The following is a 22,264-nucleotide window of genomic DNA, read 5'->3' as shown; positions in this document are numbered from 1 at the left end:
GATGAACCAGCGAGATTCCTCAGGGCTGCCCCTGCGCGCCATGGTGATGGTCCTGTTGTTCCTCGGCGTGGTTTTCCTGCTGGTCGCGTTGCAGGCCGTGGGCAACGACTCCGACAACGACGAGGCCTCGATCGCCACCACGGCGACCACCTCCGCGACGTCGGCGACGCCGACGTCGGCCGAGCCGCCCCGCCCCGAGGTGCGGGTGTTCAACATCTCGACCGTCCCCGGCGCCGCGGAGTCGACGGCCAACCGGTTGCGCGACGACGGCTGGACCATCGCCGACACCGGCAATCTCGAATTGCCCGAAACCACCGTGACCACGGTCTACTTCGGCGACGAATCCGAGCAGAAGGCCGCCGAGGACATCGGCCGGCTGCTCGAAGCGCCGGTGGCGCCACGCGTCCCGCAGCTCGAAGAGCAACCGGCGGGAGTGATCGTCGCGGTCATTGGCTAGGCTCTTGCCCATGCGTAGGACGCCCATGCGTAGCACCCCCGTGTGTAGGACCGTAGTCGCCACCCTGTTCGCAGCGCCGGCGCTCGCGTTGAGCGCCTGCTCGCCCCCCGGGGAGGTGCCGTCGGATTCGCCGGGCACCACACCGCCGATCTGGACCGGTTCGCCGGCCCCGACCACCGAGGCGGGCGACCATGGATCCGGGCACGGCGGCGGTGCGGCCGCAGCCTCTGGTGAGACGCTGAGCGCCGACATCCGGGACGCCGAGGGCGCCACCGTGGCCACCGCGGAGATCCAATTCACCGACGGCTACGCCACCGTCACCGTCGAGACCACCGGGCAGGGCCAGCTGACGCCCGGGTTCCACGGTCTGCACATCCACTCCGTGGGCAAGTGCGAGACCGACTCGGTGTCGCCCACCGGCGGCGCTCCGGCCGACTTCAACTCCGCCGGCGGTCACTACCACACCTCGCGGGACAGGCAGGGCCATCCCGCCTCCGGCGACCTGACTGCGCTGCAGATCCGCAGCGACGGCAACGGCAGGCTCGTCACCACCACCGATGCGTTCACCGCGGAGGACCTGCTCGCCGACGGCGGCACGGCGATCATGATCCACGAGAAGCCGGACAACTACTCCAACATCCCGCCGGAGCGCTACCAGCAGATCAACGGTGACCCGCCGCCGGACCAGACCACCCTGGACACCGGCGACGCCGGCGCGCGGGTGGCGTGCGGTGTCATCGGCCGGGGCTGACAGCCGGATCGAGTTCGCCGGGTCCGCCCGGCCGACGGTCGGCGTCGAATGGGAGTTCGCCCTCGTCGACGCCGAGAGCCGCGACCTGAGCAACGAAGCAGCGTCGGTGATCGCCGAGATCGGTGAGAATCCGCGCGTGCACAAGGAGTTGCTCCGCAACACCGTCGAGATCGTCACCGGCATCTGCGAGAACGCCGGTCAGGCCATGGACGACCTGGCCGACACGCTGCGGCCGGTCCGCACCGTCGTGCGCGAACGCGGAATGGACCTGTTCTGCGCCGGCACGCACCCGTTCGCGCACTGGTCGGGGCAGAAGCTGACCGACGCCCCCCGCTACGCCGAGTTGATCAAGCGCACGCAGTGGTGGGGCCGGCAGATGCTGATCTGGGGTGTGCACGTCCACGTCGGTATCAGCTCCGCGGACCGGGTGATGCCGATCATCACCTCGCTGCTGCACCACTACCCGCACCTGCTGGCGCTGTCGGCGTCGTCGCCGTACTGGGACGGTGAGGACACCGGCTACGCGAGCAACCGCTCGATGATGTTCCAGCAGCTGCCGACGGCCGGGCTGCCGTTCCACTTCCAGAAGTGGGGTGAGTTCGAGGGCTTCGTGCAGGACCAGAAGAAGACCGGAATCATCGACCACATGAACGAGATCCGGTGGGACATCCGGCCGTCACCGCATCTGGGCACCATCGAGGTCCGCATCTTCGACGGCGTGTCGAATCTGCACGAGCTCTCCGCGCTGGTCGCGCTGACTCACTGTCTGATCGTCGACCTGGACCGCCGCTTGGATGCCGGTGAGGTGCTGCCGGTGATGCCGCCGTGGCATGTGCAGGAGAACAAGTGGCGTGCCGCGCGCTACGGGTTGGACGCGATCGTGATCCTCGACGCCGACAGCAACGAGCGGCTGGTCACCGAGGATCTCGACGACCTGCTGGAACGTCTTGCGCCGGTGGCGAAGTCGCTGCGCTGCTCCGACGAGCTGGCCCGGGTGACCGACATCTATCACACCGGCGCGTCCTATCAACGTCAGCGCCGCGTCGCCGAGGAACACGACGGCGACCTGCGCGCGGTGGTCGACGCGCTCGTCGGCGAGCTGGTGATCTGACGGTGCCGACCATCCCGATGTTCCCGCTGCAGGTGGCGATGCTGCCCGGCGAGGAACTGCCGCTGCGGATCTTCGAACCCCGCTACACCGCACTGGTGCAGACCTGCCTGGCCGCCGAGGAACCGGCGTTCGGTGTGGTGCTGATCGCCGCGGGCCGCGAAGTCGGCGGTGGAGACACCCGCAGCGACATCGGCGCGCTGGCCCACATCACCGAACACACCGACCAGGGTGCGGGCCGGTACCGGCTCAAATGTGTGATGGGCGAACGCATCAGGGTGCTCGAATGGTTGCCGGACGATCCGTATCCGCGCGCGGTGGTCGAGGTGTGGCCGGATCAGCCGGGCGCGGCCGCCGACGTCGCCGCCATCCGGGACATCGAGGACCGCATGGTCGCTCTGTTCGAGCGGATCGCCGCCAAACGCGGGGTCGAGGTGCACGGCCGTGATGTGGTGGCCGGGGCCGACGAGTCCGGTGATGCCGCAAAGTGGTTGTACGCGTTGACCACTCGCCTGCCCATGGGGCAGGCCGACCGGTACGCGGTGCTGGCGGCGCCGACGGTGGCCGAGCGGATCGTCGCGCTCTCCGATGCGGTGGACACCGTGACCGCGATGGTGGAGTTCCAGCTCTTCCAGTGACGGCTACAGCAGCCGGGCTTGCACGAAGGTGTTCCTGCCGATCTGGTTGTCACCGCCGGGGTCCGGGTGCCGGTGATATCTGCTGAACAGTTCGGCGGCGTCGATCAAGGTCGTATCCCAGCGGTGTGCGCACAACCAGGGCGCCACGTCCGCACCTTCTGGAGGTGAGCCCGCTTCGATGGCGATGCGGCTGCTGCGCGCGCTCAGCGCCGCGATGTCCTCGAGCAGTCGCGTCTGCGCCGCTGCGGAGATGCACGGCATCAGGCCTTCGACCGACCATGCGGTCGGCTCCCTCGGGTCGAAACCGGCCTCGCGCAGTGCTCGGGGCCAGTCGCCGCCCAGATCTGCCGGCACCGGAACGTACCGCGCGGCGGGTGCCGCACCGGCAGACTGCAGCGTTGCGGCCTTGAATCGCAACAACTTCGGACGATCCACCTCGTAGATGACGCTGTCGGACAGCCACGGCATCCGCCACGCGCGGGTGTCCAGCCCGGCGGCGAGCATCACCACCTGCGCCAGACCGGCCGCGCTGGCCGCGAGGAAGTACTCGTCGAACCACTTGGTCCGGGTCGCGGTGTAGGTGGCGGCCGACGAGCGCTGCACCGCCGACAGATCGGGCGCGAGACTCGCGGCGGCATCGACGAACAGATGGGCGTAGGGGTCGGTGAACAGCGGGCACTGGGACGAGTGCTCGTGCGCGCGCGCCATCGCGACACCGAGTGCGGTGCGCCCGACGCTCTCGTCGGCGCCCCAGGCGTCAGCGTGGCGGTGAGTCATGGCCGCCGGATTCCCGATCGGCGGCAAAATCATGCATTTCGTCCCTGGTCAGGAGGTCGTCGCGGATGTTCTGCTCGCGGTAGGCCAGCTGGCCGACCCGGTTGGCAATCACCGGCGCGGTGATGATGGTGAACATGCCGGTCAACAGGAGCATTCCGACGTCGGCGTTGCCACGCAGGCGGATGACGGCACCGGCCAGCACCAACAGCAGGCCCAGGGTTTGCGGCTTGGTGGCCGCGTGCATTCGCGACAGCGTGTCCGGAAAGCGCACCACACCGATGGCCGCGGTCAGCGCCAGCGCGGACCCCAGCAGGATCAGCACGCTGGCGATGATGTCGCTGACGGTCATCGTTCGGGCCCCTTGTCTGCCGGGTCGGCGACATCGGGCACGCGGAACCTGGCCACGCTGACCGAGCCGACGAACGTGATCAACGCCAGCGCTGTCAGGCTGTAGGTGACGGTGGTGTCGAGGCTGAACGCCGCCCACGTACCGATCGAGCACATCGCGACCGCGATCAGGGTGTCCAGGGCGACGAGGCGGTCCAAAGTCGTGGGTCCCAACAACATCCGAATGATGGTGGCAATGGCCGCCACCGACAGCATGGCTCCGGCAGCGACCCACACGGCGGTCATGGCGTGTCCACCCCCTCGCTCTCCTCGGCCTTCTCGGTGGCCGGTCGCCAGTCCGACGGTCGCTCGAAGGCCGCCACCAACAGCTTCTGTTGCGTGGCGACCTGCCGGTAGAAGCGTTTGACGGTGCGGTCGGAGCCGACGTCGAGGACGTGGACGTAGACCATGCGGCGCGCCTGGTCGATCTCCAGTGCGATGGTGCCCGGGGTCAGGTTGATCATGTTGACGGCCAAGGCCAGCACCAAGTCCGAACGGACGGCGATGTGCACGCGCAGTACTGCGGTCAGCGGCGGCGGTCCCGGTTTCAGCGCCAGCGCCGCCACCTGTATCGAGGAGGCGATCAGGTAGTAGGTCATGGTGAGCACCAGGCGCAGCAGCGACAGCGGGTGCAGCCGGCCCTCGACCGGCACCGGCGGCAGCGGCAGCAGCAGGGTGATCACCAGCGCCACAGCGAGCCCGGACAGGATGTTGGCTGCGGAGATGTTGCCCCACAACAGAACCCAGACCAGGATCAGCCAGCAGACGATCCAGATGCGGAGTGCGATGGTCCTCATGGCGGCGGCTCCCCGAGTACCGCGGTGATGTACTGACTCCGGTTGAGCACCTCGTCGGCGGCACGGTCGCTGTAGGAGAAAATCGGTCCGGCGAACACCGTCAGCATCAGCCCGACGACTATCAGGGCGCCTGTCGGGGCGAGCATGCCGACCGGCATCCGGCCCACGTCGTCGCGGTCGACGTACTCGATGTCCATCGAATCCTCGGTGTCGTCGAGCAGCACCGCCGGCGCCGCCGCGGACAGGTGGCCCTCGGGCGCGTCCTTGCGTGAGCGCCAGAACGCCTTCGTCCAGACCCGGGCGACCACGTACAGCGTCAACAGGCTCGTCACGACACTGCCCGCGACGAGGACCCACGCCAGGACCGAACCGATCTCGGCGCCCGCCTCGAGCAGCGCAACCTTGCCGATGAAACCGGAGAACGGCGGAATGCCGCCGAGGTTCAGCGCCGGCACCACGAACACGAACGCCAGCACCGGGCTGGCCGCGGCCAAGCCGCCCAATCGTTCCAGGGTCGAGGCCCCCGCCTGCCGCTCGATCAGGCCGACCACCAGGAACAACGTCGTCTGCACCAGGATGTGATGGGCCACGTAGTAGATCGCGCCCGACATGCCCAGCTGGCTGGACAGCGCGATGCCGAACACCATGTAGCCGATGTGGCTGACCAGGGTGAACGACAGCAGACGCTTGATGTCGCTCTGTGCGATCGCACCGAAGATGCCGACCACCATCGTGAACAGCCCGGCCACCAACAGCACCCGGTCCAAACTGCCACCCGGGAACAGCAGCGAGTGCGCACGGATGATCGCGTACACACCGACTTTGGTCAGCAGGCCGGCGAACACCGCGGTCACCGGAGCCGGCGCGGTGGGGTAGGAGTCCGGCAGCCACGCCGACAGCGGGAACACCGCGGCCTTGATGCCGAAGGCCACCAGCAGCACCGCGAACAGAGCGGAGCGGGTCCCTTCGGTCACCCCGCCCAGCCGCAGGGACAGCTCGGCCATGTTCAGCGTGCCCGTCGCGGCGTACACCAGCGCGATGCCGATCAGGAACACCAGCGACGACACCATCGAAACCATCACGTACGAGATCCCGGCGCGCACCCGCTCCTTGCTGCCGCCGATGGTCAACAGCACGAAGCTGGCGGTCAGCAGCACCTCGAAACCGACGAACAGGTTGAACAGGTCGCCGGCCAGGAACGCCATGAACACGCCTGCCGAGAGGACCAGATAGGTCGGCAGGAAGATCGACACCGGCTGGCGCTCGTCGCCGTCGCGGATACCCTGTCCGATCGCGTAGAAGACCACCGCCAGCAGGACGATCGCCGAGACGATCAGCATCATCGCCGAGAGCCGGTCGACCACCAGCGTGATGCCCAGCGGTCCCAGGCCCTCCTCGGTGGGGCCCCACCCGCCGACCTGCAGCGCATGCGTGCCGTGCCGGTCGGCGAGGTAGACCAGCGCCGCCGAGACGGCGACCACGACCGTCAGCGCGATCACGGTGACGACGCGCTGCAGGCGCGGCCGGCGGCCGGCGAACAACGTGAGCGCCGCAGCCAGCATCGGGATCAGGACCGGCAGGGGGGTCAGCACGGACGCGACCTCGACGCCGCTCATCGGGATCCCTCGAATCCTGGGAGTGCGTCGAGCTCGTCGGGCAGGTCGGTGTCGATGGCGCGGTCGGGTGCGAGTTCCTCGACGATCTCCTCGGCGGACTCCTTGCCCGACAGCTGCGACACCCGGAAGTCCTCAGGGTCGTTGCTGACTTCCTCGATCGTGTTGATCCGGTAGGAGCGGTAGGTCAACGCCAGCACGAACGCGGCCACACCCATGGTGATGACGATGGCGGTCAGGATCATCGCCTGCACAAGCGGGTCGGCTGTCAGCGCGCTGTCGCCACTGGTGCGCCCGCGCACCGGTGGGTTGCCCGAGGATCCGCCGACCGACAGGAGCAGCAGGTTCACCGCGTTGCTGATCAGCAGCAATCCCAACAGCATCCGGGTCAGGTTGCGCTCCAGCAGCAAGTAGACCCCGGCGCTGGTGAGCACACCGATGACGATCAGCGAGACGACGTAGGCGGTCATCGGCGACTCACCGCCGGTCGCTGCTCGGAGAGTTCGACGTCGATGCGCGCGCCGAGGCTCCGCAGCACGTCGAGCACCAGACCGACCACGATCAGGTAGACGCCGAGGTCGAAGAACAGTGCGGTGACGAACTTGACCGTGCCCAGTACCGGTACCTCGAATTCGATCAGCGCCGACGACAGTGCGGGTGCGCCGACGAGCAACGACGCCGCGGCGGTTCCCGCTGCCAGCGTCAGGCCCGCGCCCAGGATCTTCCCGGCGTCGAGCGGCAGCGTCTCACCGAGCTCGTAGCGGCCGCCGGCCAGGTACCGCAGCACCAGAGCCAGACCGGCCATCAGGCCGCCCGCGAACCCGCCGCCGGGAGTGTTGTGGCCGGCGAAGAAGAAGTACGCCGAGAGGACCATCATCACCGGGAAGATCAGCCGCGTCGCGACCTCGAGCACCAGCGAGCGGTGCCGGGGGTCGCGCAACTCGCTTCCCCGCAGCCAGGTGATGTCGCCCGCGGCCGGGCTGTTGCGGGTGCCGACGGCCAACTGGCCGATATCGGGCTGACCGGCGTCGGAGACGCGGGGCGCGACGCCGAAGCGCCGGTTGCGGAACACCATGGACGCGACGCCGGTGGCGGCGACCAGGAGCACCGAGACCTCGCCCATGGTGTCCCACGCACGGATGTCGACGAGCAGCACGTTGACGGTGTTCGCCCCGTGGCCGCGCAGGTAGGCGGCGTCCGGCAGCAGATCGGCCAGGGGCCGGCCGCTGCGCGCGGCGATGGCGAACGCGGCCAGCGTGCTGACCGCGGCACCGACCGCGACCGCGAGCGCCGCGCGCGGCACCCGCAGGCGGATGATGTCTGCGCGACCGGTCTCGGCGGGCAGTGTGCGCAACACCAGCACGAACGCCACCAGGGTCAGTGTTTCCACCAGGAACTGGGTCAGCGCCAGGTCGGGGGCGCCGTGGAACGCGAAGATCACGCCGCAGCCGTAACCGGTGACCCCGACCATGAGCACGGCGGCCAGCCTGTTGCGCATCACGGTCGCACCGAGCGCGGCGGCGACCATGAAGACGCCCACCACCACCAGCGGGGGTGTGTCCCACAGCTCGAAGTGCGGCCGGTCGCGGGTGCCCAGGCTCAGCACCGCGATGGGCAGCAGCACCAGCGTGGAGAGGATGACGGCCTGGGTGGCCGGAAGCGATCCGCGTTGGGTGACCGCAGTAGCCCGCACCGACGCCACGTCGGCGGCGCGCAGCACCGCGTCGTAGACGCGGTCGGCGTTGGCCAGCGGCAGGAACCCCAGCCGGAACCGCCGGAGCCGGCCGCGGGCCAGATACATCGCGATGCCGGCGGCGATCACCACCGCCGACAACAGCAGCGGCAGCCCCAGGCCGTGCCACAGCGCCAAGTGATAGTCGGCTTCGTACGTCGCGGGGTCGGGCACTGTCGCGGCGTAGTCGCCGAGCACCCGGTCCAGCGGATCGGGCCAGACCCCGAAGATCAGACCGGCGGCCGACAGGATGGCCGGCGGGATCAGGAAGGTCAGTTCAGGCCGGTGCATCTCGGCGACGCGGGTGCTGGGTTGCGGCAGGCCTTTGCGCCCGAACGCGCCGAACACGAAGCGCAGCGTGTACACCGTGGTCAGGATCGAGCCGATGACGACACCGGCCAGCACGTACGGCGACCAAGCACCCAGATAGGGGCTGTACAGCACGGTCTCGAAGTCGGCCTCTTTGGCGACGAACCCGAAGAACGGCGGCAGCGCGGCCATGCTCGCCGCGGCGCCGCACGCAATGATCAGCAGCGGCTTGCTGCGGTCACCGAGCCATGCGAGGCGGCGGATGTCGCGGGTGCCGGTGGCGTGGTCGATGATGCCCACGACCATGAACAGCGTGGCCTTGAACATCGCGTGCGCGCAGAGCAGGGCCAACCCGGCCAGCATCATCTCGCTGCCTCCGGCGCCGACCATGATCGTGATGAACCCGAGCTGGCTGACGGTGCCGAATGCCAGGATGAGCTTGAGGTCGTATTCGCGGATGGCGCGCCACCCGGCCACCAGCATGGTCAACAGGCCCAGACCGACGACCGTCGGACGCCATTCCGGAGCGTTCGCGAACCCGGGCGTCATCCGCGCGATCAGGTAGACACCGGCTTTGACCATGGCCGCGGCGTGCAGGTAGGCGCTCACCGGCGTCGGCGCGGCCATGGCGCCGGGCAGCCAGAAGTGCAACGGGACGATCGCCGACTTCGACAGTGCCCCGACCAGGATCAGCACCACGCCGACCGATGCGGCCAGTCCGGTGGGGGGCTCGGCGATCAGCTCCGACAACAGGTAGGTCCCGGTCATGTTGCCCAGCACGACGATCCCGACCAGCATCGCCAGCCCGCCGAATGTCGTGACCAGCAGTGCCTGGGTGGCGGCGCGACGGCTGGTGGCCCGTTCGGCGTAGTGGCCGACGAGCAGGAACGACAGCACCGTCGTGATTTCCCAGAACACGTAGAGCACCAGCATGTTGTCGCTGGTGACCAGGCCGAACATGGCGCCGGAGAAGGCGACCAGTTCGGCGGCGAAGCTGGGCAGCCTGCGCTCGATCCGGTCGTCGTGGTGGCGGAAGTAGTCGGCGCAGTAGAAAAGGACCAGAGCGCCGATGGCCAGCACCAGCACGCTCATCACCGCCGAGAGCGGGTCGAAGCGCAGCGCGATGTCCATCGACAAGCCGGGCACCCACGACACCGTCACCGAGTGGGATTCGCCGCGGGCCGGCCAGTTCGTGAACACCCATCCGAGGGACACCAGCGGCACCACCGCCAGCGGATAGAACGCCCGCCGCCCCCAGCGGTACACCAGCAGCGGAGCCAGCACCGTGGCCACTGCGTGGGCAGCAAGGATTGCGAGCATGGCTCCGTCTCGTCGCGGGGTCGGCAAGGGCGCCCGTGGAGACACCCGGGGGCGAAACCCGTCGGGCAAAGGGCCACGTGTGTGTCAGCCGACGGACTCCGAAGTCGTCGCCCAGTCTACGGGGAGCCCTGTCGGAGTCGGAGTCGTGGCAGCGCGGGCGTCCGAACCTCCCTCGTCGGCGAAATCGCAGTCCTCGCGCGTCGCGTGGCGAGATCTCAACGTGGAATGCACATTCGACGCAGGGGCACGCTGTGAGCGAACAGCCCGATGCCGGCGCCCATGATCGGCCAGACCGGCCAGAAGTACCACGAACCCGCCGACAGCCCGACGGCCAGCCAGACCGTCAGCACGACGACGACCATGGTCAGGTAGCCGGCCAGGTGCAGCTGCAGACCCCGGCGCGCGGCGGCGCGGCGGGCAGCCCGACGGCGCGGGTCGTTGCGGCGTAGCCGGGCGACCGGCAGGTCGGCGGTGAGCCGGCTCAGGTCCGGGGTCGTGGCGGCGTCGTAGACCGCCTGCAGACGCGCGTCGAACTCGGCGACGCCGAGGTAGCCCTCGGTCAGTGCCTGACCGAGAACCGCCGCGGTGGCGTCCCGGTCGAGATCTCCGGCGCGCAGCGGGGTGGACGTACTCATGGCTACCCTCCTATCTTGACAGTGACTAGTTCCACGATGCGCGTGTATCTAGCCAGTGTCAAGATACTTTGGTCGCGAGTCGCTCAGCGGTTGTCGGCGAACGCGCGCAGCGCGTCCACCTGCGCCGGATCGAGCGACGGGCGCACCGCCTCGCGCGCCTTGGCGACGTCGGCGGCCGTGACGTCGGCAGCGTCGATGGAACGGCGCATCGCGGTCAGCGCGGCTTCGCGCAGCAACGCCACGCAGTCGGCGGCGCTGTAGCCGTCCAGTTCGGCGGCCAGCGATTCGAGGTCCACGGCGTCGGGCCCCTCCGCCACCAGCGGCACCGCCTTGCCCGCCGTCCGCAGGATCTGTGTGCGCGCCTCGGCGTCGGGCGGTTCGACGAACACCAGCTTCTCCAGCCGACCCGGTCGCAGCAGCGCCGGGTCGATCAGGTCCGGCCGGTTGGTCGCGCCGACCACCACGACGTCGCGCAGCGGTTCGATGCCGTCGAGCTCGGTCAGCATCGCCGCGACCACCCGGTCGGTCACCCCGGAGTCGAAGCTCTGGCCGCGTCGCGGCGCCAGCGCGTCGATCTCGTCGAGGAACACCAACGACGGGGCCGAATCGCGGGCCCGCTGGAACAGCTCGCGCACCGCCTTCTCCGACGAGCCGACCCATTTGTCCATCAGCTCGGCGCCCTTGACGGCATGCACACTGAGCCGGCCCGAACTGGCCAGCGCACGCACGACGAACGTCTTGCCGCAGCCCGGCGGGCCGTACAGCAGCACGCCGCGCGGCGGCTGCACACCGAGACGCTCGAACGTCTCCGGGTGCTGCAGCGGCCACAACACCGCCTCGGTCAGTGCCTGCTTGGTGTCGGCCATGTCGCCGACATCGCCGAGGGTGACCGACCCGACCGACACCTCCTCGGTCGCCGAGCGCGACAGCGGCCGGATCACGTCCAGCGCACCGGTCAGATCCTCTTGGCGCAGAGCCGGGTCTTCGCCGTTCTCACTGGCCCGCGCGGCGGCGCGCAGCGCCGCCTCACGCACCAGTGCGCCCAGATCGGCCACCACGAACCCCGGTGTGCGGTCGGCGATCTCGGTCAGTTTCAGGTCGCTGGCCGGGACGTCGCGCAGCAGTGTCTCGAGCAGCTGGGCGCGCACGGCGCCGTCGGGCAGGCTCAGCCCGAGCTCGCGGTCACACAGCTCCGGTGAACGCAGCCGCGGGTCGACCGCGTCGGGTCGTGCGGTGGTGGCCACGAACGCGACCCCGCGGGTGGACACGGCCGTGCGGAGCTCGCCCAGGATCAGCGTGGCCACCGGATCGGCGGGCACCGGCAGCAGCGCGTCGATGTCGCTGACCAGCAGCACACCTCCGCCGTCGCGGACCGCGGCGACCGCGGTGGTCACCTTCGCCAGACGGTCCTCGGCGCGTAGCGAGCCGACCTCGGGTCCGTCGAGTTCGACCAGCCGGCGGTCGGCGCACACCGTGCGCACCAGCGTGGCCTTGCCGACACCGGCAGGCCCGGACACCAGCACGCCGAGATTGGCGGTGGCGCCGAGCTTTTCGAGCAGTTCGGGTTGGTCGAGGGCCAGCTTGAGCCACTCTCTGAGCCGGGCGGCCTGTGTGTGCGCACCTTTGAGGTCGTCGAAACCGATGGCCGGCGGCGCCGATGGTGTGACGACGTGCGTGCCGGTGTCCTCCGTCGGTGTCGACCGCGGTGAATCACCCCAGCAGACCAGGGAATTGGGCTGTACGCTCACCGGCCCGGCCGGATCCACGCCGGTCACGGTCAACAGCTCCGAGGTCCAGGTGATCCCGACCGCGGTGGCCAGGGCGGTGCTGGCGGCCGACGTCGACGTGCCGGGGCCGAGGTCACGCGGCAACAGCGAGACCGTGTCACCGACCGTCATCACCTTGCCCAGCAACGCTTGTCGCAGCGTCGCCGGTGACAGCGACCGGGTGGCCAGAAGCGACCCGCTCAGCGTCACCTCCCGGGCGCCGTACACCGTCACCGGGGCAACCAGCACCGCGGTGTCCTCGCGCAGACCCGCGTTGGACAGCGTCACGTCGTCCAGCAGCGCGGTGCCGGTCGGCGTGCCCGGCGGAGCGACCCCGACGACCGCGGCGGTGGTGCGCGAACCGGTCAGTGAGACCGCGTCCCACTCGCGGATGCCCAGGGCGGCGATCGCCTCGGGGTGCAGCCGCACCACGCCGCGCCGCGAGTCCAGTGCGGAGGTGTTCAGCCGCGCGGTCAGCGTCAGATGCGGTGGCGTTCCGTGGCGCGACGAGGACTCCTCCAGCGACGACATGTCACTGCCTCGGGGGCCTGCGCAACCCGAGCCGCGCCATCGAGCGCCGATGCGGCTGTGCGCGGCGGATCGCGCGTCGGGCCGCCCGCTGCTGACGCGGCTTGTCGCCCCACACCTCGGGGTGCGCGGCCAGGAAGCGACTGGTGCGGAGCGCGAACGGGATGTGGATGACGTAGGCGACGATGATCACCAGGATCACCAGGTAGCCGTACAGGATGGCGGCGGCCACAGCGATGGCCACCAGCGCCAGTAGGGGCGCGACCATGTTCGGCGGCACCGAGAATGTGTGGATCTTGCGCATCGGCAGGGTGGAGACGACCAGCAGCGAGACGCCGATCATCCAGAGCACCACGGCCGGCTCGGATGTCCACCAGCCCTCGCCGAATTGCATCTTGGCCGCCAGCGGGCCGATCGCCCCGATCGCCCCGGCCGGAGCGGGCATGCCCACGAAGTACTTCGACGCATACGCGGGTTGGTCGACGTCGAGCATCGCGTTGAACCGCGCAAGCCGCAGCACGATGCACACCGCGTACAGCAGCACCACGATCCAGCCGATCCGCGATGTGGACAGCAGTGTGCCGTAGACGATGAATGCCGGCGCGACCCCGAAGTTCACCGCATCGGCCAGCGAGTCGATCTCCTCACCCATCCGGGACGTCGCGTTGAGGGCCCGTGCGGTGCGGCCGTCGAGCGCGTCGAGGATCGCCGCCGCGGCCAGGAACGCCATCGCCTCGGTGGGCCGGTTGTCCAGCGCGAACTTGACCGCCGACAGGCCCAGACAGATCGCGACCACGGTCATCGCGCTGGGCAGGATGCGGGCGCTGACCACCGGTGTCCGCAAGCGCGGCTTCCGCGGCTTGATCATGGCAGCTCGGCCAGCACCGTCTCGCCGGCCAGGGTGCGCTGGCCGTTGGTGATCAGCACTTTCGATCCTGCGGGCAGGTACGTGTCCAGCCGGGAGCCGAACCGGATCAGCCCGTAGGTGTCGCCCATGTCGAGGGTGTGTCCGGCGTGCACGTCGCACACGATGCGGCGCGCCACCAGGCCGGCGATCTGCACGGCGATCACGATGGCGCCCTCCGGGGTGCGCAGCACCACGCTGTTGCGTTCGTTGTCGGTGCTGGCGGCCTCCAGATCGGCCGAGCCGAACAGGCCGGGCCGGTGCACCACCGAGACCACCTCGCCGCCGACCGGGGCGCGCTGTACGTGCGCGTCGAGGATCGACAGGAAGATGCTGATCCGCGGTACCGGGGTGGGATCCAGGCCGAGTTCGGCGGGCGGGCTGTGTTCGTCGACGACGCAGATCAACCCGTCGGCCGGGGCGACCACCACGCCGGGGCGGGTCGGCGGCGTCCGGGGCGGATGGCGGAAGAACGCGGCGTTGGCGGCGGCTGCAATCAGCCCGGCGCGGCGTAGCCAGGGGGTCCGGCGGCCGACGAGCGCGACCGCGAGGCCGGCGCCGACGAACGGCAGACCTTCGCGGTGCATCGGGGGGACCGAGGAGCGAACCAGGGCTACCAGCCGCGCTGGGCCTGAGGTGAGGTCGGGGCGTCTGGCCATGGTGCTGGCGATACTACCGACGGGACACCGTCACCGAAGGTCCCAGACCCGGACCTGCGAACCGGTCGCCAGCTCGGTGGTGTTCTCGTCGAGCTCGAGCAGACAGTTCGCCGACGCCAGCCACCGCAGATGGTGCGACGCCGGCGGCCCGTAGCTGGTCACCGAGTCGCCGTCGAGCACGCCGCGGCGGTACTGCCGCTTGCCGGCGGGCGAGGTGAGGTCTTCGCGCAGGATGGCGGTGCGGCGCGGACGTTCGGTGTCGGCCAGGCCCATCGCGGCGCGCAGCGCCGGGCGCACGAACACCTCGAAGGACACCAGCGCGCTGACCGGGTTGCCCGGCAGCGTGATGACGGCGGTGCCGTCGACCACGCCCGCTCCCTGCGGCATCCCGGGCTGCATGGCGACCTTGACGAACTCCACCTGCCCCGACCATGCGTCCTTGACCACTTCGTAGGCGCCGGCGCTGACGCCGCCGGTGGTCAGGATGACGTCGGCCGGCCCGGCGGATCGCACCGCGTCGCGGAACACCTCGACGTCGTCGCCGGTCATCGGCACCGCCACGACTTCGGCGCCGGCGTCGCGGACGGCGGCGGCGAGCATGACGCCGTTGGACTCGTAGATCTGCCCGGGCTGCAGCGGCGTGCCGGCAGCCACCAGTTCGGTGCCGGTGGACACCACGAGCACCCGTAGCCGCGGGATCACATCGACCGCCGAGAATCCCAGTGCGGCAACGAGTCCCAGCGCGGCAGGGGTGAGCACCTGACCGGCCGGCAGCACGGTGGTGCCGGGGGTGACGTCCTCGCCGGCGCGCCGGATGTGCTGGCCGGCGCGGGCTGAAGCCTGGATGGTGACGACGTCGGTGCCGGCGTCGGTTTTCTCCACCGGCACCACTGCGGTCGCCCCGGTGGGCAGCGGGGCGCCGGTCATGATCCGGTGCGCAGTGCCGGGTGTGATGGTCGGGATGTCGGTGCGGCCGGCGGGGATGTCCTCGGCCACCGGCAGCCGAACCGGGTGGTCCGGGTCGGCGGCGGCGACGTCGTCGGCGAAGACCGCGTAGCCGTCCATCGCGGAGTTGTCGAACGCGGGCAGCGCGATCCCGGCGACGACGTCTTGGGCCAGCACCAGTCCGAGGGCCTCCCGCACTCCGACGGTGACCGGCGGACGCGGGGTGATCAGCCCGGCCACCACGTGCCGGTGCTCGTCGACGGACCGCATCAGATTCCGTAGGTGACGCCGGTGAGTTCTTCGGACACCGCCCACAGTCGCTGCTGCACCGCGACGTCGTGGGACTTCTTGGTGGACTGCACCAGGACCGGGTAGCCGACCATCTCCTGGAATCCCGACGGCCCGTAGTACTGCCCGCCCTGGACCGCGGGATCGGTGGCGGCGCGCAGCGTCGGCAGTGCGCCGACGGCCGGGCTGTTGGTGACCAAGTCGGCGAGTTTCGGCACCCCGGGCAGCTTCATCAGCGGGATGTGGCGCATCAGTTCGGTGTTGGACAGACCGGGATGGGCGGCGACGGCGATGGTTTTCGCGCCGTTCGCGGCCAGCCGGCGCTGCAGTTCGTAGGTGAACATCAGGTTGGCCAGCTTGGACTGCCCGTAGGCGGCGACGCGGTTGTAGCGGCGCTCCCACTGCAGATCGTCGAAGTGGATGTCGGCCATGTTGCGGTGCGCCATGCTGGCGACGGTCACGATGCGCGAGCCGTCGACGGGCAGCAGCGCGTCGAGCAGCAGACCGGTCAGCGCGAAATGGCCCAGATGATTGGTCCCGAACTGCAATTCGAAGCCGTCGCGGGTGACCTGCTTGGGCGGGTACATCACCCCGGCGTTGTTGATCAGCAGGTCGATGCGCGGATGCGCGGCCTTGAGGTCGGTGGCGGCCCGGCGCACGCTGTCCAGCGACGACAGGTCGAGCTCCTGCAGGCTGACCTCGGCGGTCGGTGTGTCGCGGCGGATCCGGTCGACCGCGTTCTGCCCCTTGGTCAGATCGCGCACCGCGACCACGACGTGGGCGCCTCTGGCGGCCAGCACCGCGGCGGCTTCGTACCCGATACCGGTGTTCGCACCGGTGACGACGGCCACCCGGCCGGACTGGTCGGGAACGTCTGCGGCTGTCCATTTGGGGCTCATGGGTTCAACTTACTGATAGTGGGCAGGCATTCTCGACACATGGACTTGGTCGAACCCGCGCATCCGCCGAGCCGCAAAGCCCCGCTGGTGTGGGCGATCGGGGCGCTGATCCCCTGGTCGGCGGTGGTGGCCGGCCAGATGGTGTGGTTCGCGCTGGAGCGCCCGGACGGCCGGTGGGTGTGGCTGCACGTGTCAGTGGCCGTGGCGACGGTGCTGGGCATGGTCCTCAACGTGGTGGTCGCGCCGCTGTGGCGGTATCGGGTGCATCGCTGGGATCTCGACGCGACCGCGGTCTACACCCGGTCGGGTTGGCTGACCCAGGAGCGTCGGATCGCGCCGATCTCGCGGGTGCAGACCGTCGACACCTACCGCGGTCCGCTGGACCAGTTGTTCGGGCTGTCCAACGTGACGGTGACGACGGCGTCGTCGGCGGGGGCGGTGCGGATCGTCGCGCTGGACAGCCACGTGGCCGACTGGTTGGTGGCGCGGCTGACCGACATCGCGGCGCTGGGTGCCGAGGACGCGACATGAACGGCGGCTGGCAGCGGCTGAACCCGCGCATGCTTCTCGTGCATCCGGTGCACGAGGTGCTGCGGCAGATTCCCGTGCTGGTGGGTTCGTTCGTGGTGGGCTCGGCCACCGGCAACCCGATGTGGGCGGTGCTCGGTGTCGCCGCGATCGTGGCCTACGGCGTGGCCCGCTGGTTCACCACCGCGTACCGTGTCGGGTCCGACGATGTGCAGCTGCGCTCAGGGGTCCTGCAACGCAAAGTTGTTTCCCTGCCGCGCAACCGGATTCGTTCGGTGTCCACTGATGCGCGGCTGCTGCACCGCCTGCTGGGATTGACCGTGGTCACCGTCAGCACCGGTCAGCAGGCCACCGCGGAGTCGGCGTTTTCGCTCGACGCAGTGACCGCGGCCGAGGTGCCGCGGCTGCGCGCGGTCCTGCTGGCCGAGTCACTGGGTCCCGCGGTGAGCGACGCGCCGGGTCAGGTGCTGGCGCGGTGGCAGCCGTCCTGGTTGCGTTACAGCCCGCTGACGTTCGCCGGTGTGGTGACGATCGCCGCTGCGGCCGGTGTGCTCAGCCAGACCGGTGTGCTTGGCGCCCTGGGAGATTCGCCGTGGACGCAGGCAGGTGCCGACGTGGTGGAGACGGTCGGGGCGGCGGTCGTGGTAGCCGCCGCGACCGTGGCGTTCCTGTTGGCGTCGGCGGCGTTGTCGGTGACGCAGTCGCTGCTGACCTACGGCAACCTGGTGCTGCGCCGCGACGCCGACATCCTGCATCTGTCGCACGGGTTGCTGCGGGTGCGGGAACACACCTTCGACATGCGCCGGTTGCGGGGCGGCACGCTACGGGAACCGTTGTTGGTGCGGCTGTTCGGCGGCGCGCGCCTGGATGCCGTGATGACCGGCGTCTCCGGGGTGGGGGAGGCGTCGCAGCTGTTGCCGCCCTGCCCGCGTGCCACCGCCTCAGCGGTACTGCGCCAGCTGATCGACGAGCCCGACATGGTTGACGTTCCACTGCGGTCGCACGGTCCGGCGGCAGTGCAACGGCGCTGGTTCCGCGCCATGATGCTGCCCGTCGTCGCGGCACTGGCCGCCGCGGTGGTCGCCGCCGTGGGCACGGTGCCCGTGTGGGTGTGGGTGGCGATCGGCGTCCTGACCGCGGCCAGTGCGGGACTGGCCGCCGACCGTTCCCGAGCCCTCGGGCATCGGGTCGGCAACGGCTGGCTGGCGGCGCGCGCCGGCAGCCTGTACCGGCGCCGGGACTGCGTGGCCGGTGCCGGTGTGGTGGCGTGGACGGTGCGGCAGACGTGGCCGCAGCGGCGGGCCGGGTTGGCCACCCTGATCGCCGCCACCGCCGCCGGGGTCAAGCACTACGAGGTCATCGACGTGCCGGCCGAGCTGGCCTGGGAGATCGCGTCGGGGGTGACGCCGTGGGTCGGCGCAAGCACCTGGACCCGCGACTGACCGGGTCGACTTGCATCCGAACGTCGGCGGTTTACTGTCGCAGGATGGCGGTCGGCGGAGTGCTCTTCGACATCGACGGTGTGCTGGTGACCTCGTGGAAACCCATCCCCGGCGCCGCCGAGACGTTGCAATGGTTGGCCGAACGGCAGGTGGCCTGCGCGTACCTGACCAACACCACCACCCGCACGCGCGTGCAGATCGCCGAACTGTTGACCGATGCCGGGATGGCGGTCGCGCCCGACGAGGTGATCACCGCCGCGGTGCTCACCGCCGAGTACGTGCGCAGCCGTCACCCCGGCGCGCACTGCTTCCTGGTCAACAGCGGCCAGATCGCCGAGGACATGCCCGGCATCGACCTCGTCTACTCCAGTGAGTTCACCGGGCCGCACGCACCCCCTGCACCCGACGTGGTGTTGCTCGGGGGAGCGGGCCCCGAGTTCAGCCACCTGACGCTGTCGTGGGTGTACGACTGGATGGCGCAAGGTGTTCCGGTGGTGGCCATGCACCGCAGCACCGCCTGGACCACCACCGACGGGCTGCGCATCGACACCGGCATGTATCTGATCGGCATGGAGGAGACCTCGGGGCGCAAGGCCACTGCCGTCGGCAAGCCCGCACCGGAGGGTTTCCTGGCCGCGGCCGGACGGCTCGGCGTGGACCCCGACGAGATGTTCATGATCGGCGACGACCTCAACAACGACGTGCTGGCCGCTCAGGTGGTCGGCATGACCGGCGTGCTCGTGCGCACCGGGAAGTTCCGTCAGGACACTCTGGACCGTTGGGCGGCAGACGAATTCGCGATGCAGCCGAACCACGTCATCGACTCGGTCGCCGACCTGCCCGAGCTGTTGGGGCGGTAGCTCAGCTACGCGGGTGGGGGAGCACCAGCGGGGTGTCGGAGATCGGGTCGGTGATGACGGTTGCTTGCACTCCGAAGACCTCCGCGACCATGTCGGAGGTGATGATGTCGTGCGGTGATCCCTGGGCGACCAGCCGCCCGTCGCGCATCGCGATCAGGTGGTGTGCGTAGCGCGCGGCCATGTTGAGGTCGTGCAACACGAGCACGATCGTGCGCCGGTGCACTCGGTTGATCCGGGAGAGCAGCCCCAGTACGTCGAGTTGATGCGCCAGATCCAGGTAGGTGGTCGGCTCGTCGAGCAGCATGACGTCGGGGCCCTGGGCGAGCGCCAGGGCGATCCACACGCGTTGACGCTGCCCACCGGACAGCTCGTCGATGGGCGTCTCGGCGAGATCGGTCAGCCCGGTGGATTGCATTGCGCGGGTGACCGCTTCGTCGTCGGCGGCGCTCCACTGCCGGAACCATCGCTGGTGGGGGTGGCGGCCGCGGCCGATCAGATCGGCCACGGTGATGCCGTCCGGTGCGGTGGGCTGCTGCGGGAGCAGACCCACCTTGGTCGCGAGCAGCCGGCTCGGGATGGTCGCGAGGTCGTGGCCGTCGAGGTGCACGACACCGCGCTGCGGAGGCAGCAGCCGCGCGAGGCCGCGCAGCAGAGTCGACTTTCCGCATCCGTTGGGCCCGATGATCGCCGTGATCTTTCCGGCGGGCAGCGCAGTACTGGCCTCCTCGACGATCGGGCGGCCCGCGTAGCCGAGGCTGAGGCGATGGGCGGCGAGGCTGACGGGGGCGTCGTCGGTCATCCGGCACTTCCGATCCGGTTGGCGCGGGCGAGCAGGAACAACAGAACCGGCGTCCCCAGGACGGCGGTGACCACGCCGACGGGCATGCTGGCGGGCGCGAACACCAAACGGGCGACGAGGTCGGCGGCGACAACCAGCAGTGCGCCGATGGCCGCGGCGGGTGCCAACCCGGTGTGCCGTTCGGCGAGGAGACGCCGGGCGATCTGCGGGGCGACAAGAGCGACGAACGCGATGGGTCCTGCGGCGGCCGTCGCCATCGCCGCCAGCGCCACAGCCGCCAAAACCAGTGCGATGCGGTGGCTTTGGCGACTGCCCAGGGATTTCGCGAGGTCGTCGCCGAGTTCGAGCAGTCGCAGTTGACGGGCCAGCACGGCCAGCACCGGCGCGGCTGTCAGGAGCGTGCCGCCGATGACGACGACGTGGAGGCTGTTGCGGTTGGCCAGGCTGCCGGTCAGCCAGGCCGCGGCGCTCATCGCTTCGTGTACGTCGGCGCGGGTCAGCAGGTAGGAGATGCCGGAGGTCAGCATCGCGGTGACACCGATCCCGACGAGGACCAGACGGAACCCGTGCAGGCCGCGCTGGTAGGAGATCACCAGGATCGCGGCCGCGGTGAGCAGCGCCCCGGCCATCGCGCTGAGGACCAGGGTCACTCCGCTGCCCCCGACGACGGTGATCACCAGCAGCGCGCCCAGCGCGGCCCCGGAGTTGATTCCGATGACGTCCGGGCTCACCAGGGGGTTGCGGGCGATGCGCTGCAGGATCGCCCCTGAGAGCGCGAACGCCGCGCCCACGCCGAGCCCGGTGACCGCCCGAGGCAGACGATCGCCGAGGACGACGTCGCGGTCGATGGGGGTGCCTCCGCCGGCGACGACGTCGAGCACCTCGTGCATGCTGAGGGGGAACTCTCCGAGCGTCAGTGACGCGGCGGCCACGAAAAGCGCTGCCAGCCAACCGATCACGGTGATCAGCAGGCCGCGGCGGCTGAGCCGGACCGCCAGCGCTCCGCGGTTGGCGGCCAACACCACCGCGTCGCGGGCCGGTACGGTGCTCATAGGCCCGACATCTTCCGGTTGCGGACCAGGTAGAGGAAGAACGGCGCGCCCGCGAGTCCGGTGATGATGCCGACCTGAAGTGTCTGTGGCGACACCAGGATTCGACCCAGGACGTCGGCTGCCAGAAGCAGGGTCGGCGCCAGGAGCACCGTCCACGCCATGACCCATCGGTAGTCCGGTCCGGTGATGAGGCGGGCGATGTGTGGGACGACCAAGCCGATGAATCCGATCGGGCCGGCAATGGCGGTGGCGCTGCCGGCCAACAGGACGACGGCGAGCGCGGCCAGCAGACGCGCCGACCACAGCCTGGTGCCGAGACTGCGGGCCACGTCGTCGCCGAGGGCGACCGCGTTGAGGGTGCGGCTGGTGGCGAACGCGGCCAGCGCTCCGGCGGCGATGAACGGCGTCACCGCAACCAGGGCGGTGGTGTCGGCGCGGGTCAGGGAACCGACCACCCAGAACCGGAAGTCGTTGAGCGTGGCTGCATCCAGGAGGGTGATGGCCGTGGTGATCGCGCTGACCAGAGCCGTGAACGCTGCGCCGGCCAGCGCGAGTTTCACCGGCGTGGCTCCGCCCAGGCCGAGCGAGCCGAGGGAGTAGACGAACACCGCGGCGATCGCCGCGCCGACGAACGCGAACCACACGTAGCCGCTTGCGGTGGTGACACCGAACAGGGTCATGGCGAGCACCACCGCCAATGCGGCACCGGAGTTGACACCGAGGATTCCAGGGCCCGCCAGGGGATTTCGGGTGATGCCCTGCATGACGACGCCCGCGATACCCAGTGCGGTCCCGGCCAGCACTCCGGTGACTGTGCGGGGGATGCGCACATGAACCACGATGCGGTCCACATCGGTCTCGGCGGGACCGGACAACGCTGCGAGGACGTCGTTCACACCGATCGCATAGTTGCCGACCACGATGGAGGCCAGCACCGCAGCGGCGAGCGCGACAGCGGCGACGACGAGACCCAGCAGACGCGTCCAGCGGCCACGCAGCACGCGGTCGCGGCGTCCGGCGACCTCACCGGCGGGCGCCATCGGTGGGCGTGGGGGCGCGACAGACATGGA

General features: G+C 69.9%; 23 protein-coding genes. 7 read left to right on the top strand and 16 right to left on the bottom strand.

Features of this window, described 5'->3' with window-relative positions:
• Position 1: 1 nt before the first annotated feature.
• Genes ACQI46_RS03360 through ACQI46_RS03345 form a run of 4 tightly spaced genes read left to right on the top strand, consistent with a single transcriptional unit; the run spans position 2 to position 2,954 of the window.
• Positions 2–457, top strand: coding sequence for a LytR C-terminal domain-containing protein (locus ACQI46_RS03360; RefSeq protein ID WP_427092505.1), 456 nt, complete (start codon positions 2–4; stop codon positions 455–457).
• Positions 458–482: 25 nt separating this feature from the next.
• A complete protein-coding gene (gene sodC, locus ACQI46_RS03355) occupies positions 483–1,208 on the top strand; it encodes a superoxide dismutase[Cu-Zn] (protein WP_427092504.1) in 726 nt (241 codons plus the stop codon).
• On the top strand, positions 1,189–2,319 hold the full coding sequence (locus ACQI46_RS03350; RefSeq protein WP_427092503.1) for a glutamate--cysteine ligase: 1,131 nt from the start codon (positions 1,189–1,191) through the stop codon (positions 2,317–2,319). Before sodC ends, ACQI46_RS03350 begins: the two co-directional genes overlap by 20 nt.
• A 2-nt stretch (positions 2,320–2,321) precedes the next feature.
• Positions 2,322–2,954 (top strand): LON peptidase substrate-binding domain-containing protein, encoded by a 633-nt coding sequence (locus ACQI46_RS03345; protein ID WP_427092502.1) that lies wholly within the window; start codon positions 2,322–2,324, stop codon positions 2,952–2,954.
• A gap of 3 nt (positions 2,955–2,957) precedes the next feature.
• On the opposite strand, the gene ACQI46_RS03340 is transcribed toward ACQI46_RS03345, so the two are convergent.
• The 13 genes from ACQI46_RS03340 to ACQI46_RS03280 form a co-directional block, all read right to left on the bottom strand.
• Positions 2,958–3,731 (bottom strand): SAM-dependent methyltransferase, encoded by a 774-nt coding sequence (locus ACQI46_RS03340; RefSeq protein WP_427092501.1) that lies wholly within the window; start codon positions 3,729–3,731, stop codon positions 2,958–2,960.
• Positions 3,712–4,080, bottom strand: coding sequence for a monovalent cation/H(+) antiporter subunit G (mnhG, locus tag ACQI46_RS03335; RefSeq protein WP_427092500.1), 369 nt, complete (start codon positions 4,078–4,080; stop codon positions 3,712–3,714). Before mnhG ends, ACQI46_RS03340 begins: the two co-directional genes overlap by 20 nt.
• Entirely contained in the window at positions 4,077–4,364 is a 288-nt protein-coding gene (locus tag ACQI46_RS03330) for a monovalent cation/H+ antiporter complex subunit F (RefSeq protein ID WP_427092499.1), read from the bottom strand. Before ACQI46_RS03330 ends, mnhG begins: the two co-directional genes overlap by 4 nt.
• Complete coding sequence (locus tag ACQI46_RS03325; protein WP_427092498.1) at positions 4,361–4,915, bottom strand: Na+/H+ antiporter subunit E; 555 nt, start codon at positions 4,913–4,915, stop codon at positions 4,361–4,363. The genes ACQI46_RS03330 and ACQI46_RS03325 overlap by 4 nt, the downstream gene beginning before the upstream one ends.
• Positions 4,912–6,531, bottom strand: coding sequence for a Na+/H+ antiporter subunit D (locus ACQI46_RS03320; RefSeq protein WP_427092497.1), 1,620 nt, complete (start codon positions 6,529–6,531; stop codon positions 4,912–4,914). Before ACQI46_RS03320 ends, ACQI46_RS03325 begins: the two co-directional genes overlap by 4 nt.
• Complete coding sequence (locus tag ACQI46_RS03315) at positions 6,528–6,998, bottom strand: Na(+)/H(+) antiporter subunit C (RefSeq protein WP_427092496.1); 471 nt, start codon at positions 6,996–6,998, stop codon at positions 6,528–6,530. The genes ACQI46_RS03320 and ACQI46_RS03315 overlap by 4 nt, the downstream gene beginning before the upstream one ends.
• Entirely contained in the window at positions 6,995–9,889 is a 2,895-nt protein-coding gene (locus ACQI46_RS03310) for a Na+/H+ antiporter subunit A (protein WP_427092495.1), read from the bottom strand. Before ACQI46_RS03310 ends, ACQI46_RS03315 begins: the two co-directional genes overlap by 4 nt.
• A 215-nt stretch (positions 9,890–10,104) precedes the next feature.
• Positions 10,105–10,524 carry a DUF1707 SHOCT-like domain-containing protein gene (locus ACQI46_RS03305; protein ID WP_427092494.1) on the bottom strand — a complete coding sequence of 140 codons (420 nt, stop codon included), beginning with the start codon at positions 10,522–10,524 and terminating at the stop codon, positions 10,105–10,107.
• A gap of 83 nt (positions 10,525–10,607) precedes the next feature.
• Positions 10,608–12,821: an AAA family ATPase gene (locus ACQI46_RS03300; RefSeq protein ID WP_427092493.1), complete on the bottom strand. Its 2,214-nt coding sequence runs from the start codon at positions 12,819–12,821 to the stop codon at positions 10,608–10,610.
• Position 12,822: 1 nt separating this feature from the next.
• Complete coding sequence (locus tag ACQI46_RS03295; RefSeq protein WP_427092492.1) at positions 12,823–13,686, bottom strand: CDP-alcohol phosphatidyltransferase family protein; 864 nt, start codon at positions 13,684–13,686, stop codon at positions 12,823–12,825.
• Positions 13,683–14,381: a phosphatidylserine decarboxylase gene (locus ACQI46_RS03290; protein ID WP_427092491.1), complete on the bottom strand. Its 699-nt coding sequence runs from the start codon at positions 14,379–14,381 to the stop codon at positions 13,683–13,685. Before ACQI46_RS03290 ends, ACQI46_RS03295 begins: the two co-directional genes overlap by 4 nt.
• Before the next feature lie 30 nt (positions 14,382–14,411).
• Positions 14,412–15,596: a molybdopterin molybdotransferase MoeA gene (gene moeA, locus ACQI46_RS03285; protein ID WP_427092490.1), complete on the bottom strand. Its 1,185-nt coding sequence runs from the start codon at positions 15,594–15,596 to the stop codon at positions 14,412–14,414.
• Positions 15,596–16,513, bottom strand: coding sequence for an SDR family NAD(P)-dependent oxidoreductase (locus ACQI46_RS03280; RefSeq protein ID WP_427092489.1), 918 nt, complete (start codon positions 16,511–16,513; stop codon positions 15,596–15,598). The genes moeA and ACQI46_RS03280 overlap by 1 nt, the downstream gene beginning before the upstream one ends.
• Positions 16,514–16,552: 39 nt before the next feature.
• Between ACQI46_RS03280 and ACQI46_RS03275 the strand changes: the two genes are divergently transcribed.
• The 3 genes from ACQI46_RS03275 to ACQI46_RS03265 are packed head-to-tail and all read left to right on the top strand — an operon-like array spanning position 16,553 to position 19,343.
• Complete coding sequence (locus ACQI46_RS03275) at positions 16,553–17,044, top strand: PH domain-containing protein (RefSeq protein WP_427092488.1); 492 nt, start codon at positions 16,553–16,555, stop codon at positions 17,042–17,044.
• Positions 17,041–18,483: a PH domain-containing protein gene (locus tag ACQI46_RS03270; protein WP_427092487.1), complete on the top strand. Its 1,443-nt coding sequence runs from the start codon at positions 17,041–17,043 to the stop codon at positions 18,481–18,483. Before ACQI46_RS03275 ends, ACQI46_RS03270 begins: the two co-directional genes overlap by 4 nt.
• A gap of 44 nt (positions 18,484–18,527) precedes the next feature.
• Positions 18,528–19,343, top strand: a complete 816-nt coding sequence (locus tag ACQI46_RS03265) for an HAD-IIA family hydrolase (protein ID WP_427092486.1) — start codon at positions 18,528–18,530, stop codon at positions 19,341–19,343.
• A 1-nt stretch (position 19,344) separates the two neighbouring features.
• Here the strand turns inward: ACQI46_RS03265 and ACQI46_RS03260 are convergent, their stop codons facing one another.
• The 3 genes from ACQI46_RS03260 to ACQI46_RS03250 are packed head-to-tail and all read right to left on the bottom strand — an operon-like array spanning position 19,345 to position 22,261.
• Positions 19,345–20,142, bottom strand: a complete 798-nt coding sequence (locus tag ACQI46_RS03260) for an ABC transporter ATP-binding protein (RefSeq protein ID WP_427092485.1) — start codon at positions 20,140–20,142, stop codon at positions 19,345–19,347.
• Entirely contained in the window at positions 20,139–21,194 is a 1,056-nt protein-coding gene (locus ACQI46_RS03255) for a FecCD family ABC transporter permease (protein ID WP_427092484.1), read from the bottom strand. The genes ACQI46_RS03260 and ACQI46_RS03255 overlap by 4 nt, the downstream gene beginning before the upstream one ends.
• A complete protein-coding gene (locus ACQI46_RS03250; protein WP_427092483.1) occupies positions 21,191–22,261 on the bottom strand; it encodes a FecCD family ABC transporter permease in 1,071 nt (356 codons plus the stop codon). Before ACQI46_RS03250 ends, ACQI46_RS03255 begins: the two co-directional genes overlap by 4 nt.
• Positions 22,262–22,264: the final 3 nt, after the last annotated feature.

The organism is Mycobacterium sp. SMC-4 (genome assembly GCF_050205565.1).
Classification (GTDB): domain Bacteria; phylum Actinomycetota; class Actinomycetes; order Mycobacteriales; family Mycobacteriaceae; genus Mycobacterium.
Note: the sequence above shows the minus strand (reverse complement) of the source record. Positions and strands in the feature narration are given on the sequence as shown.